Origin of the sequence: Salinicola endophyticus, assembly GCF_040536835.1 — a bacterium.
GTDB classification, from domain to species: Bacteria; Pseudomonadota; Gammaproteobacteria; order Pseudomonadales; family Halomonadaceae; genus Salinicola; species Salinicola endophyticus_A.
Genome location: NZ_CP159578.1, coordinates 3,278,732 through 3,293,510, shown reverse-complemented (window position 1 = coordinate 3,293,510; position 14,779 = coordinate 3,278,732). Strand labels below are relative to the sequence as shown.

The 14,779-nt window shown below is 66.5% G+C and carries 11 protein-coding genes; 6 read left to right on the top strand and 5 right to left on the bottom strand.

Translation table 11 applies throughout. The features are described from left to right. Positions 1–58: 58 nt before the first annotated feature. Together ABV408_RS14960 and ABV408_RS14955 are read left to right on the top strand one after the other, a co-directional pair. Positions 59–952: a LysR family transcriptional regulator gene (locus tag ABV408_RS14960; protein WP_353979697.1), complete on the top strand. Its 894-nt coding sequence runs from the start codon at positions 59–61 to the stop codon at positions 950–952. Further along, on the top strand, positions 949–1,179 hold the full coding sequence (locus ABV408_RS14955; RefSeq protein ID WP_353979696.1) for a hypothetical protein: 231 nt from the start codon (positions 949–951) through the stop codon (positions 1,177–1,179). The genes ABV408_RS14960 and ABV408_RS14955 overlap by 4 nt, the downstream gene beginning before the upstream one ends. Here the strand turns inward: ABV408_RS14955 and ABV408_RS14950 are convergent. Continuing rightward, complete coding sequence (locus tag ABV408_RS14950; protein ID WP_353979695.1) at positions 1,155–2,057, bottom strand: LysR family transcriptional regulator; 903 nt, start codon at positions 2,055–2,057, stop codon at positions 1,155–1,157. The two genes, ABV408_RS14955 and ABV408_RS14950, sit on opposite strands and share 25 nt — an antisense overlap. Before the next feature lie 138 nt (positions 2,058–2,195). On the opposite strand from ABV408_RS14950, the gene ABV408_RS14945 reads away from it, so the two are divergent. Beyond that, positions 2,196–2,951, top strand: a complete 756-nt coding sequence (locus tag ABV408_RS14945) for an SDR family oxidoreductase (RefSeq protein ID WP_353979694.1) — start codon at positions 2,196–2,198, stop codon at positions 2,949–2,951. Positions 2,952–2,958: 7 nt separating this feature from the next. Here the strand turns inward: ABV408_RS14945 and ABV408_RS14940 are convergent, their stop codons facing one another. Together ABV408_RS14940 and ABV408_RS14935 are read right to left on the bottom strand one after the other, a co-directional pair. Beyond that, the gene (locus ABV408_RS14940) at positions 2,959–4,200 is read right to left on the bottom strand and encodes an MFS transporter (protein WP_353979693.1); all 1,242 of its coding nucleotides are present in this window, start codon (positions 4,198–4,200) and stop codon (positions 2,959–2,961) included. A 218-nt stretch (positions 4,201–4,418) separates the two neighbouring features. Next, the gene (locus tag ABV408_RS14935; RefSeq protein WP_353979692.1) at positions 4,419–6,410 is read right to left on the bottom strand and encodes a nitrate- and nitrite sensing domain-containing protein; all 1,992 of its coding nucleotides are present in this window, start codon (positions 6,408–6,410) and stop codon (positions 4,419–4,421) included. A 323-nt stretch (positions 6,411–6,733) separates the two neighbouring features. Here ABV408_RS14935 and ABV408_RS14930 point away from each other — a divergent pair, with 323 nt between their 5' ends. Next, positions 6,734–7,519 (top strand): hypothetical protein, encoded by a 786-nt coding sequence (locus ABV408_RS14930; RefSeq protein WP_353979691.1) that lies wholly within the window; start codon positions 6,734–6,736, stop codon positions 7,517–7,519. Positions 7,520–7,577: 58 nt separating this feature from the next. Here the strand turns inward: ABV408_RS14930 and ABV408_RS14925 are convergent, their stop codons facing one another. Together ABV408_RS14925 and ABV408_RS14920 are read right to left on the bottom strand one after the other, a co-directional pair. Beyond that, positions 7,578–8,648, bottom strand: coding sequence for a 2,3-butanediol dehydrogenase (locus ABV408_RS14925; protein WP_353979690.1), 1,071 nt, complete (start codon positions 8,646–8,648; stop codon positions 7,578–7,580). A 31-nt stretch (positions 8,649–8,679) separates the two neighbouring features. Further along, complete coding sequence (locus ABV408_RS14920; RefSeq protein WP_353979689.1) at positions 8,680–10,476, bottom strand: NAD(P)/FAD-dependent oxidoreductase; 1,797 nt, start codon at positions 10,474–10,476, stop codon at positions 8,680–8,682. 426 nt (positions 10,477–10,902) lie between these two features. Here ABV408_RS14920 and ABV408_RS14915 point away from each other — a divergent pair, with 426 nt between their 5' ends. Beyond that, entirely contained in the window at positions 10,903–12,996 is a 2,094-nt protein-coding gene (locus ABV408_RS14915; RefSeq protein WP_353979688.1) for a sigma-54-dependent Fis family transcriptional regulator, read from the top strand. Positions 12,997–13,239: 243 nt separating this feature from the next. Next, on the top strand, positions 13,240–14,481 hold the full coding sequence (locus ABV408_RS14910; RefSeq protein WP_353979687.1) for a M48 family metallopeptidase: 1,242 nt from the start codon (positions 13,240–13,242) through the stop codon (positions 14,479–14,481). Positions 14,482–14,779: the final 298 nt, after the last annotated feature.

The window sequence follows — 14,779 nt, the reverse complement described above, 5'->3', positions numbered from 1 at the left end:
GCCGTCGTCAGGTCCGTCTAGGATAGCCGCGGTGTGATTCGCCGAATCGGAGCCCGCCATGGACTTCAAGCAGCTGCGTTACTTCATGGCCGTCGTGGAGGAGGGCTCGATCTCCGCGGCGGCGATTTCCCTGCCACTGGCACAGCCGGCGCTGACCCGCCAGCTCCAGCTGCTCGAGGAGAGCGTCGGAGCGCCCTTGCTGCATCGCTCCCGCCGGGGGGTGACCCTGACCGCGGCGGGCGAAGCCTTCCACCGTGATGTGGGCCGACTGCTGAGCCAGTTCGAACAGGCCAAGCGCAACGCTCGTCGGGTGTCCGAAGGGCAGATGGGGCAACTGCGGCTAGGGGTGACGGTCATGCATCTCTGGGTCCCCCGGATCACCCAGTTGCTGAATGACTTTCGTCACCAGTATCCCGCCGTCACCTTGAAGGTGGTCTCGCTGCTGTCGGGCCCGCAGATCGAGGCACTGCGTCGTGATCAACTGGATGCGGGTATCCTGTTCTTTCCGCCGGAAGACGATCCTGGCCTCTGCTATCACCCGCTGTATGAAGATCGTCTGGTACTGGTCGCGCGGGCTGGCTCCCGTCTGGCTCAGCACCCGCCGCGTCGCCTGGCGGCGCTGAACGGCGAGGATTTCATCTGGTTCGACCGCAGCGCGACCCCGACCTATCACGATCGACTGATTCACGCGTTTCAACGTGCCGGCTTCACGCCGCACGTGGTCCAGGAGGGGACCGACAACGCCACCATGCTCTGTCTGGTCGCCGCGGGTATGGGTTGCACCATCCTGCCCGAGATGACCATGGCGGGTGCGCCCGCCGGGGTGGTCTCGCATCCGCTCGAGGATCTCGACATGGCGCTGCCGCTGATGCTGGTCTGGCGACGTGACGCCAGCCTGCCCGCCGTTCACCGGCTGATCGATGTCGCCGAGTCGTGGGATTTGCGCGTTTGAGCGGTTTTCCGCGATGTTTGTCTATCACGGTCCTGACAGCCAGGGCGCCTGATGAAACGGGATCGGCCGAGCATGGCAAGCGGCTCACGCTGACGGATTACCTGATCGCGCGCGCGGCGCTGGTCGCCCGCATGGCCGATTTCCATCGCCGGTTCGAGCTGCTGGTCACGCCCACGCCCACGCCCACGCCGCCGCTGGCCGCTCAGACGGGAAAGCGCACCGCGTAGAGCTCGCTCACCCAGTCGATGAACACCCGCACCCGAGCGGCGAGCTGGCGCCGCTGCGGGTAGACCGCCCACAGCGTCAGGCGCGGCTTCTCCCACTCGCCCAGTACCTCTTCGAGCACACCCTGGGCCAGCTGCTCCTCGATATGAAAGCGCGGTAGCTGGATCAACCCGCAGCCCTGGCGGGCGGCTTCCACGTAGCTCCCGGCGTCGTTGACGGTTAGCCAGCCGCCGGCCGCGAACCCTTGTATTCGCCCGTCGATGAGCAGATCGAGGGTGTCGTCCGCAGCGTTGCTGCCGGAGAAGAAACGCACCACCTGATGCTGTACCAGCTCTTCCGGGTGACGGGGCCGGCCGGCTCGGTCCAGATAAGCGGGGCTGGCGCAGATCGCCTGGGGCAGCTCGGCGAGCCGGCGGCCGATCAGGCTGGAGTCCGCCGGCTCGCCGGCGCGCAGGGCGCAGTCGATGCCTTCACCCACCAGGTCGACGCGGCGGTCGCCGCTGGTCAGCACCACATCGAGCTTGGGATAGCGTGCGCGAAACGCCTGGATATGGGGCAGCACGATGTACCGCGCATGCACGCCGTGCATCTCGACGCGCAGGGTGCCGGCCGGGCTTGCGGCGACCGGGCCCAGCGCCGCCTCCGCCTCTTCGAGGTCGGCGAGCAGCTGTACGCAGCGTTCGTAGAAGGCCGCGCCCTCCGGCGTGGGGTGCACCTGACGGGTGGTGCGCGCCAGCAGACGGGCGCCCAGGCGCGCTTCGAGCTGCTGGATGGCCAGGGTGGCGCTAGCTCGGGGGATGCCGAGGCCGTTGGCGGCGCGGGTGAAGCTGCCGGTCTCGACGATACGGGTGAACAGCGTCAGGGCGTCGAAGCGGTCCATGGCAATTGTTATGTCAGGTTGAATGGTGTTGCCAGTATGGCGGCGATTATTTGCCAAGTATGAACCTCGATACTGGTTCCGCAGGTAACACCTCTGTCGGGCATACGTCCCTGACATCGCTATCCAAGGAGCCAGATCATGAGTCATGCCAATACGCCATACACCGATCAGCGTGTGGCCATCGTCACCGGCGGTTCCCGCGGCATCGGCTACGCCGTTTCACGCAAGCTGGCGGCCGAGGGCTTCGCCGTGGTCGTCAACTATGCCGGCAATATCCGGCGCGCCGAGGAGACCGTCGCAGAAATAGAAGCTGCGGGCGGCCGGGCGCTGGCGGTACAGGCCGATATTGCCGACCCGGTGGCGGTGGAACAGCTGTTCACGACCGCGCGGGAGGCCTTCGGCCGCCTCGACGTGGTGGTCCACAGCGCGGGTGTGCTGGAGATGGGGCATGTGACCAGCGACAACCTGGCGATTCTCGACCGTACCCTGGCGACCAATCTGCGTGGCAGCTGGCTGGTGATGGCCCGGGCCGCCGAAAGCCTCAGCGAAGGCGGGCGTATCATCGCCTTCTCGTCGTCGGTGCTGGGCAAGTCTTTCCCCGGCTATGGCGCCTATATCGCCAGCAAGGCCGGCGTCGAAGGGCTGGTGCGGGTGCTCGCCAACGAGCTGCGCGGGCGCGGGATCAGCGTCAATGCCGTGGCGCCGGGGCCGGTGGCCACCGAGATGTTCTTCGCTGGCAAGAGCGACGAGCAGGTCGCTAACATCGCCGCGCTCTCGCCGTTCGAGCGCCTGGGCCAGCCCGAGGAGATCGCCGATGTCGTGGCCTTCCTCGCCGGGCCCCAGGGGCGCTGGGTGCATGGCCAGATCCTGCGCGTCAACGGCGGCATGGTGTGAGTGCGGTTCAGGTCATCTCTTGGGTGGGCTGACGCTGGCGACGGCGACGCGTTTCGAGCATCAGGCGTGCGCCGATCGCCGCGGCGACGAGCCCTGACACGGCGCCCACCCCGAGGGCCCAGCGCGGGCCGGCGTGATCGGCAATGGCGCCGACGATGGGGGCGCCGACCGGCGTGCCGCCCATGGTCACCGCGATCCGCAGTGCCATGATGCGCCCGCGCATCATCGGTTCGGTGGCGAGCTGCATCAGCGCGGTGGCCGCGGTCATGAAGGTCAGCGCGGAGAGGCCGATGAGCGTCAACGCCGCGGCGAACAGATAGACGTTGGGGGCGAACGCCGCCACGCCACAGAAGAGGCCGAAGCTCAGGGTGGCGATGCACAGTAGACGCACCCGTGGGCGCTCACGCCGGGCGGCGAGCAGCGCGCCCACCACCGAGCCGACCGCCAGGCAGGAGGTCAAGAGACCGTACTGGCCGGCATCGCCGTGAAAGACGCTGACCGACATGGTCGAGATATAGATCGGGAAGTTGAAGCCGAAGGTGCCGATCAGGAACAGCATCAGCAGGATTGCCATCAGGTCCCGGCGCCGCCACACGTAGCGAAACCCTTCGGTCAGGCCGCCGGCCTGGCGCGGCGGACGCGGAGTGGGGTAGAGCTCGCTGACGCGCAGCAGGCCGAGCGACCCCAGCACCACGGCAAACGAGATGGCGTTGACGATGAACACCCAGCCGGTGCCGATCGCTGCGATCAGCAAACCGGCCACGGCGGGGCCGACCATGCGTGCGGCGTTGAACGAGGTGGCGTTGAGCGCCACCGCATTGGAGAGGTACTTCTCGCCGACCAGATCGTTGACGAAGGTCTGGCGTGCCGGGGCATCGAAGGCGCTGACGCAGCCCAGCCCCAGGGCGAAGGCGTAGACCTGCCACAGTGTGACCACGCCGGTGAGGGTGACCACACCGAGCCCCAGCGCGAGCAGGCCGAGCAGCGCCTGAGTGAGCAGGATCAGGCGGCGCCGGTTGCAACGGTCGGCGGCGTAGCCGGTGAGCGGCAGCAGCAGTAGCTGGGGGCCGAACTGCAGCGCCATGGTGATCCCCACGGCGCTGGCGTTGTGCTGGGTCAGCACGGTGAGCACCAGCCAGTCCTGGGCGACGCGTTGCATCCAGGTGCCGGTGTTGGAGATCAGCGCGCCGGCGGCCCACAGGCGGTAGTTGTAGACCCTGAGCGACCGGAACAGCCGTTTGTCGCTCATGGTTGGCGAATGGCGATAACGTGACAACGGGACGGCATGGGGATGGCGTAGAGCTCCTTGTCTCGGGGCTGGGCGCGTCACTGTGCCCGGTGTGGTGGCCGGCATCGGTCCGATCGACGCTGGCGCCATGAAGCTTTCATGATTCTAGGTTATCAGACTCGCGGTGATGACGGAGGGCAGCTGGCCGGTCAGGCAGTCGTCGCCTGACCGGCCCGTACTCAGCAGGCTTGCGCGAGCGCCTGGCGTCGGTGGCTTTCCGCGATCTCAGGCACTAGCTCGGCAGGTATGGCGTCCCCGTCTTGGCCGACGGTGAAATGCTCGGCCCTGGCCACCATGTCGCTGGCCTGCTCGTTCAGCGAGTGGCTGGCGGCGGCGACTTGTTCGACCAGAGCGGCGTTGTGTTGGGTGACCTCGTCGAGCTGCGCCATGGCCTGGTTGATCTGCTCGATACCGCCGGACTGCTCCTTGGCGGCATGCGAGATATCCGCTACCAGTGACGACACCTTCTCGATGCGCGCGACGATCTCGGCGAGGGTGTCGTGGGTCGTCGAGACCAGCTCGTTGCCGCTGTCGATGGTGGCGACGTTGTGGGCAATGTGGTCACGGATCCGCTTGGCTTCGTCGGCACTGCGGCCGGCCAGCTGGCGTACTTCGCTGGCCACCACGGCGAAGCCCCTGCCGTGTTCGCCGGCGCGGGCGGCTTCGACCGAGGCGTTCAAGGCCAGCAGGTTGGTCTGGAAGGCGATGCCGTCGATGGCGCCGACGATGGTGGTAACGGTCTGGTTAGCCGCATGGATGGCCTGCATGGCGTCACGCGCCTGATCCGCGATGGCCTGGGCCTGGACGGCCTGTTCGGCGACCTGCGTGGCCAGGGTACGCGCCTCGGCGGCATGCTGGGCCGTGTTGTGCACGGTCGAGGTGATCTGTTCCATGCTCGAGGCGGTCTCCACCAGCGATGCCGACTGCTCTTCGGTGCGCTGGGCCAGGTTCTGATTGCCCTGGGCGATTTCGCCGCTGGCCAGACCGATGGACCGGGCGTTGCCGTGAATGCCGGCGACCAGGACTTCCATATCTGCGGTGGCGCGATTGAAGGCCCGATAGAGATCTGCCAGTTCGTCGCTACCGGTTGCTTCGAGGCGCTGGGTCAGGTCGCCGCCGCGAGCACGGATCGCCTGCAGGTTACGCGTCAGCGGCCCGAGGATGCTGCGCTCGACGAGCAGGGCCAGCGTCAGGGCGAGCAGCAGAACGGCCAGGGCCACGGCGATGTAGACCCACAGGTCGCCGCGTGCCGCGGCCCGCAGTTGATCGGTCTGCTCGAGAATACCGGCTGCTGCCGCATCCTCGACCTGCTTCAGACGGTCGAGCTTAACAGTCTGCCAGTCGAACCACTGCTGCGGGTCGACGCCGAAGCCGCCCTGGCTGGCGCGATCGATGGCGAGTTGGCGCAGCTTGTCGAGACGATCGATCTCGGGGCCGGACAGTGCCTGGCGGTAGCGTTCGACGAGTGCCGGGCGGGCCAGTACCTGGAAACTGTCCAGGGCCGCGGATTCGGTGCCCAACAGGCGTAGCAAGCGGCGGTAGGTGGCGTCCGTCATCCGGTCGGCGGCGAAGGTGTTGGCCAGCAGGGCGCGCTCGATCCCTGCCAGATCCTTGGCTTTCAGTAGTTCATAGTAGGCGGTCAGGCGTCTGGCGATGTCGGCATTGCCAGTCTGGTGGCCGAGCTGGCCGGCCAGCCTGATCAGCGCATTGTCGACCCCGGTGTAGTAAGACAGGGCCTGAGCGAGCGGGATCTGCAAAGTGTCCACGCGTTGGCGCATGGTCGAAAGTTCACTGAGATCCTCCTCCGCTTCGGCGAGGCTGGCGTCGGCTGCTTGACTGAGCTGCTGGCGGTCGATCGTGGTCAGGGTGTCGAGCAGACGAGTGACACGCTGATCGGACGCGCTGCGTTGCGCTTGCAAGCGCTTGCCGAAAATTTTCCCCTGACTGCCGAGGAACCCGGCGGTCATGCCACGCTCACGTTGCAGCTCGTGAACCAGATTGCCGGCCTGCTGAGCCAGCGAGGCCGAGGTGTAGAGCCGATCCATTTCTGTGGCGACCCGCTGTCGCTCGATCGTTCCTTCGATGGCGAAGTAGAGCATCGCCAGGATGGGGAGCGCGAGCACAAGCAGGAATTTGGCCTTCATCGAGAGGTGTTGAATGACATGCCTCATGAGAAATGTTCCCTATTGATATTCAGCTTTTGGAGGTAGCAGCAGGGAGAGGTGGGCTTATAGTTGTTTTACGTATAATTTCTCTGCTAACTATGTTTTCGGCTGGCGTTTCTAAAACTTTAGTCGATAGCGCGTCGCATGCCGCTCGAGACGCTCATTCGGCCGATCGGTGCCGGCCAGGCTGTCATTGATGCTGTCTCACCGAGGCCGCGCGCCGAGGTCATGGCCCGAAAGTGCCATTGCCTGGCGTTACTCGTATTGATTATGTTTCGTATTTCAAATGTTGCCGATCGTTTGACGTCGATCAGAGTGGGTGGAACGCCATGCGCAGACCGACAATACGCCACCTGTTGTCCGTGGGCTTGATGGGCATTGCCGGCGCTAGCCTGAATGCGTCGGCTGAGGTGGGTGAACGTGCGTTGAAGTCATGCCTTGCGCCGGACTTCGATCCGGCCGACGGGGCACCCTTGGTATCGCTGGATTCCCCTACCTACCCGGCGATGGAGAAAAAGGTGGATAGGCTCGAAGAGCCTGGCGATTCCGCCTCCATGGAGGCGCTCGGGGCGCAGATTGAAGAGTCGCGAATGATGGGGATGTTCGTCCTGCTGCCCATGAACAGTTTCTTCTTCTCGTTGGCCACTGCCCTGTGCGATCACGACATGTATGTACAAGACGGTTGCGAAAGCATGTCGATGGCGTTCGGTGACAGGGCGACGCTGGAAGACGTGACGATGGACGATGGGCAACTGAGCTATGTCGTGCGGAGCCAGAAGGACGATAGCGTATACCGGATGACCATCGGAGACAGCGATTACAACAGGGTCATGATGTCGGTGACCGGGGACGGCGAGACCACCGATCACGAACTGACACGGGATGCCGACGGCACGGAGCATTACCGGGCCGAAAGCAGCGATGGCGGTACCATTCAATTCCTCGAACGTCCGGACTGCTCCGGCACCTATACCCAGCGCGACATCCGCGATGGCCGCCTGGACAGGACGGTCGACTTCGCATGGACCTCCGCCAAGAGCGACGCGATGAAGGTCCAGTGGACGGAGTGTCTCTACGATGATGGCAAGAAAACCTGCAGCAGCGGCGAATTCTGAGGATGGGCGAGCGTGGCCTCGCTCCATACGCCAAAGCCACGCCCGTCAGTGCCTCGACTCACGCGCTGGGGTCGACCAGGATCTTCACCTGCGCCTTGTCGGCGAGTAGCGCCTCGAACCCCTGGCTGACCACGTCATCCAGGGCGATGCGCGCGGTCACCAGATCCTCGGCGCGGTAGTAGCCCTGCTGCATCAGCGCGATCACTGCGGGGTAGATATGGCGATAGGCGATGATGCCCTTGAGCGTGCGCTCCTGGATCACCAGTTGGTTGGGATGGATCGCTGCTTCCGACTCCCAGATGCTGACGATTACCGTCTCGCCGCCGGCGTGGGTGCTGGCGATCGCCTGGTTGAGCACCGCGGGCAGGCCGGTGACCTCGAAGGCGATGTCGAAGCCGCCGTCACTGGCCGCGATCAGCCGCTCGACGATGTCGCCCTCTGTGGGGTCGTGCACGACCGCGCCCAAGTCGCTGGCGCGCTGCTTGCGTGCGGCCGAGACCTCGACCGCGTGAATCGACGCCGCGCCGGCGGCCTTGAGCGACTCGATCACCATCAGCCCGATCGGCCCGGCGCCGAACACCACCGCGCTGTCGCCCGCCTTGAGCGAACTCTGACGCACCGCATGCAGGCCGACCGCGGCGGGCTCGACCAGCGCGCCCTGCTCGAAGGAGAGCCCATCGGGTAGCCGATGCACCATGTGCTCGCCGACCACCGTGTACTCGGCGAAGCCGCCGCCGCCGCCTGAGAGCCCGTGGAAACCCAGCTGCGGGCTCAAGTTATAGCGCTCCATCAGATAGGCGCCGTCGCGGTGGGGCGAGAGAATCGGCTCGATCGCCACGCGGTCACCGACCGCTACCCGGGTCACTGCGCTGCCCACCTCGACCACCTCGCCGGCGAATTCATGGCCCATGACGATGGGCGCCTGGTCATGGCTCAACGGGTGTGGCGAGCCCACCGGGATGAAGATCGGCCCGGCGGCGTACTCGTGCAGGTCGCTGCCACAGATGCCACAGGCGGCGACCTTTACCTTGACCTGGTGCGGGTCGTTAAGGGCCGGGACCGCGATCTGCTCGACGCGAATATCGCGCGCCTGGTACCAGCGGGCCGCCTTCATGTGCTGTTCACTCATCTCATCGTCTCCTGCTGCTGTGGGTTGGCGATCACGCCAGGTGATGGACTGGCTGCAATCCGTAGACCGGTGTCTCGATGCCTTCGAGACGTGCCTTCAGCTGCAGCGCCAGATAGTGCGAGTAGTGGCGTGATTGGTGCAGGTTGCCGCCGTGGAACCACAGCGCCGGCTGCTGGGTCGGCTTCCACATGTTGCGCAGCTCGCCCTCCCAGGGGCCGGGGTCCTTGGGGGTGTCCGAGCCCATTCCCCAGCACTTGCCGACCTTGTCGGCGACCTCCTGCGAGATGATCTTGGCCGCCCAGCCGTTCATCGAGCCGTAGCCGGTGGCGTAGACGATCAGATCGGCGGGCAGTTCGCTGCCGTCGCTCAGGCTCACCGAGTGGCGGTTGATACGGGCCACGTCGACCCCGCTGCGCAGCTTGATCTCGCCGCTGGCGACCAGTTCGCTGGCGCCGACGTCGATGTAGTAGCCGGAGCCCCGGCGCAGGTACTTGAGAAACAGGCCCGAGTCGTCGGCGCCGAAGTCGAGCAGAAAGCCTGCCCGTTCGAGACGCCGGTAGAAGTCGGCGTCCTGCTCGCGGATGGCGTCGAAGGCGGGGCGCTGGAAGTCGGGCAGCAGGCGGTAAGGGATCGAGGCGAAGATCAGATCCGCCTTGTCGGTGGTGATGCCGCTGGCCAGCGCCTCCTCGGAATAGAGCGGGCCGAGGGCGTGCTGCATCAGCGAGTCGGACTTGACGATATGGGTCGAGGAGCGCTGCACCATGGTGACGTCGGCGTCGTTCTCCCACAGCGCGGCGCAGATGTCGTGGGCCGAGTTGTTGGCGCCGATCACCACCACGCGCTTGCCGCGATAGGCATCGGGGCCGGGGTGACGGCTGGAGTGGTGCTGCTCGCCGGCGAAGTCGTCGGCCCCGGGGAAGTGCGGTACGTTGGGGACGCCGGACATGCCGGTGGCGAGGACCAGCTGCTTGGGCTTGAGCGTCAACGGCTCTCCGTCGCGGACCACCTTCACCGTCCATTCGCCGCTGGCTTCATCGAAGCTGGCGCTCTCGCACTCGGTACTGGACCAGTAGTTGAGCTCCATCACCCTTGTGTACATCTCCAGCCAGTCGCCGATCTTGTCCTTGGGCGCAAACACCGGCCAGTTGTCCGGGAAGGGCAGATAGGGCAAGTGGTCGTACCACACCGGGTCGTGCAGGCACAGCGACTTGTAGCGCTTGCGCCAGGCATCGCCTGGGCGTTCGTGCTTGTCGACCACCAAGGTCGGCACGTTCATCTGGCGCAGGCGGGCGGCGAGGCCGATGCCACCCTGGCCGCCGCCGATGATCAGACAGTAGGGCTGGCGGGTGATACCCAGCTCGGCGGCTTCGCGTTCACGCGCCTCGCGCCAGGTCTCGCGCGCCTTGTTGGCACCATGCTCGGCGCCCTTGGGGCGGTTGTGGCCGCGCGGTTCGGGGTACGCCTTGAGCGCCTGCATCGTGGTCAGCAGGGTCCAGCACTGGCCCGCCTTCAGGCGCAGCAGCCCCTTGCCGGTGGCGACCCCGGTGGCGAAGGTGAACCAGGCTTCGATCACACCATCGCTCTCGCTGGCTTCGCCGTCGAGCTGCCACTGGCTGGGGGCGGTACGCGCCAGGGTGGCCTCGAGCATCGCGGCGATCTCGGCGCGGCCCTCCAGGGTCTTCAGATTCCAGGTGAAGGCGACCAGATCGCGCCAGTAGCCGTCGGCACGAAACAGCGCGGTGGCACGGGGAATATCGCCGGCGCGCAGGGCGGCGTCGAAATCCGCCAGCCACTGTGCGGCCTGCTGGGTCGGGGTGGATGCTGGCATGGGCTGCTCCTGTCGTTGTTATCGATGGTTGCTCTGAGCTGTTGCTATCGAGCGCTGCCACCGAGGCTGCCGGTGGCGACGTGCTGGCCCGGATCGGGCGTGGCGATCAAGCGGTGCAGCGAGCGTGCCAGGCCGTGCTAGTGCTTTGGTCTTATGACTCAAGTGGCTGATAACAAGGCGTTTTGCGCGAAGGGCGGTCATGCCGAGGGCGCGGCATGAGCGCGCCGATGTTGCGGGTGTAACGCTGGGGCGTAACAGCTGTGACGTCGCCTGTGACAGCTGTCACGCCAGATAGCGCCGCTGCGACCAACGGACAAGGGCGTCAGCCAGCCGCGAGAGCGTAGTCTGAAGACCAGAGTGGCCGTCGCGCGCCGGCTTGGCGCCCACACGCGTGCTGGCAGCGGGCCATCGGCAGGAGGCATCGGTATGGAACTCGGCTTGACCAAGGCGGGCAGGTTCGAACAAGCACAGCGCCAGCACATTGCTGCGGTGGCGCGTCTGGGTGAGGGGCGCGAGGCGCTGGCGGGGCGCGAGATCATCCAGCGCTCCTGGCGGCGCTGCGTCGATGACTACCGGCTCGACCCCAGCCGCCCGCAGCCGGTACGGGTGCTGACCCACGAGGCGCTGGTCGACTCGCGCGAGCCGGTCGATGAGCTCCTGTATGTTGCCCGGGCCGGGGTCGACCAGCTCTTCGCCCAGGTCGCGCCGATGGGCTATGTCCTGCTGCTGACCGACCGGCACGGGGTCACCGTCGACTTTCGCGGTCATCCGGCGCAGGATGCCGCGCTGCGGCGCGCCGGGCTCTATCTCGGCGCCGACTGGGACGAGCGCCATGCCGGCACCTGCGCCGTGGGCACCTGTATCCACGAGGCGCGCGCCCTGACCTGCCATCAGCGCGAGCACTTCGATGCCACCCATATCGCGCTCACCTGTACCGCGGCGCCGATCCACGACCCCCAGGGGCGGCCTATCGCGGTGCTCGATATCTCGGCGCTGCAGTCACCGCGTGGCCTGGAGAGTCAGAGCTTTGCCCTGCCGCTGGTCACGCTCTACGCGCGAATGATCGAGGACGCCTACTTCCTGCATCGCTATCGCGACACCACCATTCTGCGCTTCGATACCACCCGCGCTTTCGTCCATTTCAACGGGCGCGGTCTGCTCGCCTTCGACCCGCAAGGGCGGGTACTCGCCGCCAACGGTGAGGGGCGGGCACTGATCGCCGCCCACGCCCAGCGCACGCCGCCGGCACCGACCTGGGTGACCCAGCTGTTCGAGGCCGAACTGGACGATCTGCTGGCGCTGCCACGCTGCGAGCCGGACCAGCTGCGCGCCCTGCGTTTGCGTGCCAGCGGTGATATCCGCTTCGCTGCGCTGGTCGAGCCGCGCGGTGGGCGTGCGCGGCAGCGTGACGCGATGATGACCGGCACCACGAGAGACATGGCAAGTGGCATCGCGACTGATATTGCGACGGACATCGCGACTGACGCCGCCACCGCGTCCCACGATCCGGTGGCGCCCACCTCGACGCCGGCCCTGGATCGCCTGGCGGGGGATGACCCGGCGATGCAGCGGCTGCTGAGTCTGGCCCGGCGGCTCTGCCGGCAGCCGCTCAATGTGCTGATTCGAGGCGAGACCGGCACCGGCAAGGAGCTGCTGGCGCGCGCGCTGCACGCCAGCGGCGACCGTGCCGCAGGCCCCTTCGTTGCGGTCAACTGTGCGGCGATTCCCGAGTCGCTGATCGAGAGCGAGCTGTTCGGCTATTTGCCCGGGGCCTTCACCGGTGGCAACCCCAAGGGGATGCGCGGTCTGATCCCGCAGGCCGATGGCGGCACGCTGTTCCTCGATGAGATCGGTGACATGCCGCTGGCGCTGCAGAGCCGTCTATTACGAGTGCTGGCCGAGCAGGAGGTGATGCCGTTGGGGGCGGAACGGCCGGTCAAGGTGGCGCTGCGCGTGGTCACCGCTACCCATCGCGACCTCGCTGCGCTGATCGCCGAGGGCCGCTTCCGCGAGGATCTCTACTACCGCCTCAACGGCGCCGAGCTGGTGCTGCCGCCCCTGCGCGAGCGTGCCGACCGTCGCTACCTTATCCAGCGTCTGCTCGCTGCCCTGGCCGCCGAGCAGGGCGCCTCGGCACCTCTGCGTGGCGATGCCATGAACGCGCTGCTCGACGCCCCCTGGCCAGGCAATGTGCGCCAGCTCAAGAGTGCGCTGGCATTCGCCCTCGCCACCCGCGAAGGGGATGCGATCACCGTGCACGACCTGCCCGAGGGCTGCCGCGCCGATCGGGTCGCAGCGCCACCCCTCTCCCCGACATCGGCGACACCCACGACGACCCAGTCAAGGCATGACAGCGACGACGCGCCGGCCGAGGCCGAGTCACTGGCGCGTGCTCTGGCCCAGGCGGGCTGGAACGTCAGCCAGGTAGCGCGCCAGCTGGGCGTATCCCGGCCGACGCTCTACCGGCGCATGCGCCGCCATGGGCTCGTCCCGCCCAACCGGCGCGAGGCGCTCCGGTAACAGGCGTGCCTGCATGGCGGCCGGGCTCGAAGCGTCCGTCGCTACTTGGCGATCGTGATCGGCGCGGCTTGGTCAAGTCTGCATGGAGCTTGCCTAAAACTCGGGGTACGATTCAGCCCGGCAGCGATGCGCTGCGCGCTTCGTTGCTGCTGCGCCGTGGTCCACCATGGCCTGACACCTAATCTGATTGCGCCTGCCCGCCAGCACGCCGATCCAGAAAAATACGAATACTAGGGAACATTAATGCCATTTTCTCTGATCTACCCGGGGGAGCGGCGACGCTTCGCCGTGCTCATGGTGATTGCCGTCACGCTATGGGCGGTGCTCTTCGTCGTGTCGATGGGCCTGCTGTTGCTCTATCTGCTGTTCATCTGGGTGGTCGCTCTGTTCGCGCAATCGGCGTTCATCTCCACGATCCGTGGCAATGGGGTGCGCATCAGCGCGCAGCAGTTCCCTGCACTGGCGGCGGATATCGAAGACTGCTGCCGGATCGTGGGCATAGAGCGGCCGCCCGAAGCCTATCTGTTGCATGCCGATGGGCTGTTCAACGCGCTCGCCACCCGCTTCCTGCGTCGCCACTATGTGGTGCTGTTTTCCTCGGTGGTCGATGCGCTGGAAGATCGGCCGGAAGCGCTGCGCTTCTATATCGGTCACGAGCTGGGGCACATTCGGCGCGGGCATCTGAGTAAAGGGCTCGTGGTCGCGATCGCGGCCTGGTTGCCGCTGCTGGGAGCCGCCTACCGTCGCGCATGCGAGTACACCTGCGACCGACACGGGCTGGCCTGTTGCCCGGACCCGGACGCGGCCTTTGCCGCCATGTCGGCGCTGGCGGCTGGCGGTTCGCGCCGTGCCAGCCTCGATCTCGAGGTGTTCGCCGCCCAGCGCCACGACGTCAAGGGGTTCTGGGCCTCGCTGAACGAGTTGATCGGCGACTACCCCTGGACCGCCAAACGGGCCCACGCGATCCTCCAGCTTGCCCGGGGCGAGACGCCTTCGCAGCCGCGCCGCCACCTGCTGGCCTGGTGTTTCGCGGCGTTTTGCCCGCGGGTACCCGGGCTCGGTGGCGCCGGTGCGCTGGTGTTCGTGGTGATCATCGCCGTCGCGGCGGTGGTGGGCGTGCAGGCGTTTCAGCAGTATCAGTCCACGGCGCAGCTGACGAGCTTCATCGAACAGACCGACTCGGATCGGGAAGCGCTCACCGCGTTCACGCTGCGCGAGATGGAGTGGCCCTCGACGCTGGATCAGTTGGGGCTCGACAGCCGCCACAGCGATACCGCCGTGCCGGCCACGCTCGAACTCGGCAGCGAAGGTGAGCTCGAATACACCTTCGTCGGCGGTCGGCTGGCTGGCCAGAGCCTGACCTTGAACCCCTATCCGCGCTTCGACGAGCAGGATGAGCTCGCCGGCATGACTTGGGTCTGCATGAGTGACACCCTGGTGCCGGACCCCGTGTCCGAGCACTGCCTCGGAGAGGCGGCACCCTGAGCGCCCATGTCCAGCCCCTCCGGTGATGGGTGCCGGGGGTAGGGCAACGCGAGGTTGCTTTGCCAGGGATGGCAAAGGTAGCGCCCAGGGAGGGGCTACAGTGTCTTCGTGACGGCCTGCCACCGGACAGGCCCCTTCGTCCAGCGGTTGTGAACGGCGTGCTAGAGCTGACTGCTGCCCGATCCGTGGACGTGGACGTGGACGTGGACGTGGACGTGGACGTGGACGTGGACGTGGCCGGGAGGCGTCTGGCCGAGAAACCTTTAACACGCTATGTTTTTATCACACGATGGCGAGG

Coding starts and splice junctions, on each gene's coding strand:
- ABV408_RS14930 (WP_353979691.1), top strand. CDS start 6,734: ATGCGCAGACCGACAATACGCCACCTGTTGTCCGTGGGCTTGATGGGC.
- ABV408_RS14920 (WP_353979689.1), bottom strand. CDS start 10,476: ATGCCAGCATCCACCCCGACCCAGCAGGCCGCACAGTGGCTGGCGGAT.
- ABV408_RS14945 (WP_353979694.1), top strand. CDS start 2,196: ATGAGTCATGCCAATACGCCATACACCGATCAGCGTGTGGCCATCGTC.
- ABV408_RS14910 (WP_353979687.1), top strand. CDS start 13,240: ATGCCATTTTCTCTGATCTACCCGGGGGAGCGGCGACGCTTCGCCGTG.
- ABV408_RS14960 (WP_353979697.1), top strand. CDS start 59: ATGGACTTCAAGCAGCTGCGTTACTTCATGGCCGTCGTGGAGGAGGGC.
- ABV408_RS14915 (WP_353979688.1), top strand. CDS start 10,903: ATGGAACTCGGCTTGACCAAGGCGGGCAGGTTCGAACAAGCACAGCGC.
- ABV408_RS14925 (WP_353979690.1), bottom strand. CDS start 8,648: ATGAGTGAACAGCACATGAAGGCGGCCCGCTGGTACCAGGCGCGCGAT.
- ABV408_RS14935 (WP_353979692.1), bottom strand. CDS start 6,410: ATGAGGCATGTCATTCAACACCTCTCGATGAAGGCCAAATTCCTGCTT.
- ABV408_RS14940 (WP_353979693.1), bottom strand. CDS start 4,200: ATGAGCGACAAACGGCTGTTCCGGTCGCTCAGGGTCTACAACTACCGC.
- ABV408_RS14950 (WP_353979695.1), bottom strand. CDS start 2,057: ATGGACCGCTTCGACGCCCTGACGCTGTTCACCCGTATCGTCGAGACC.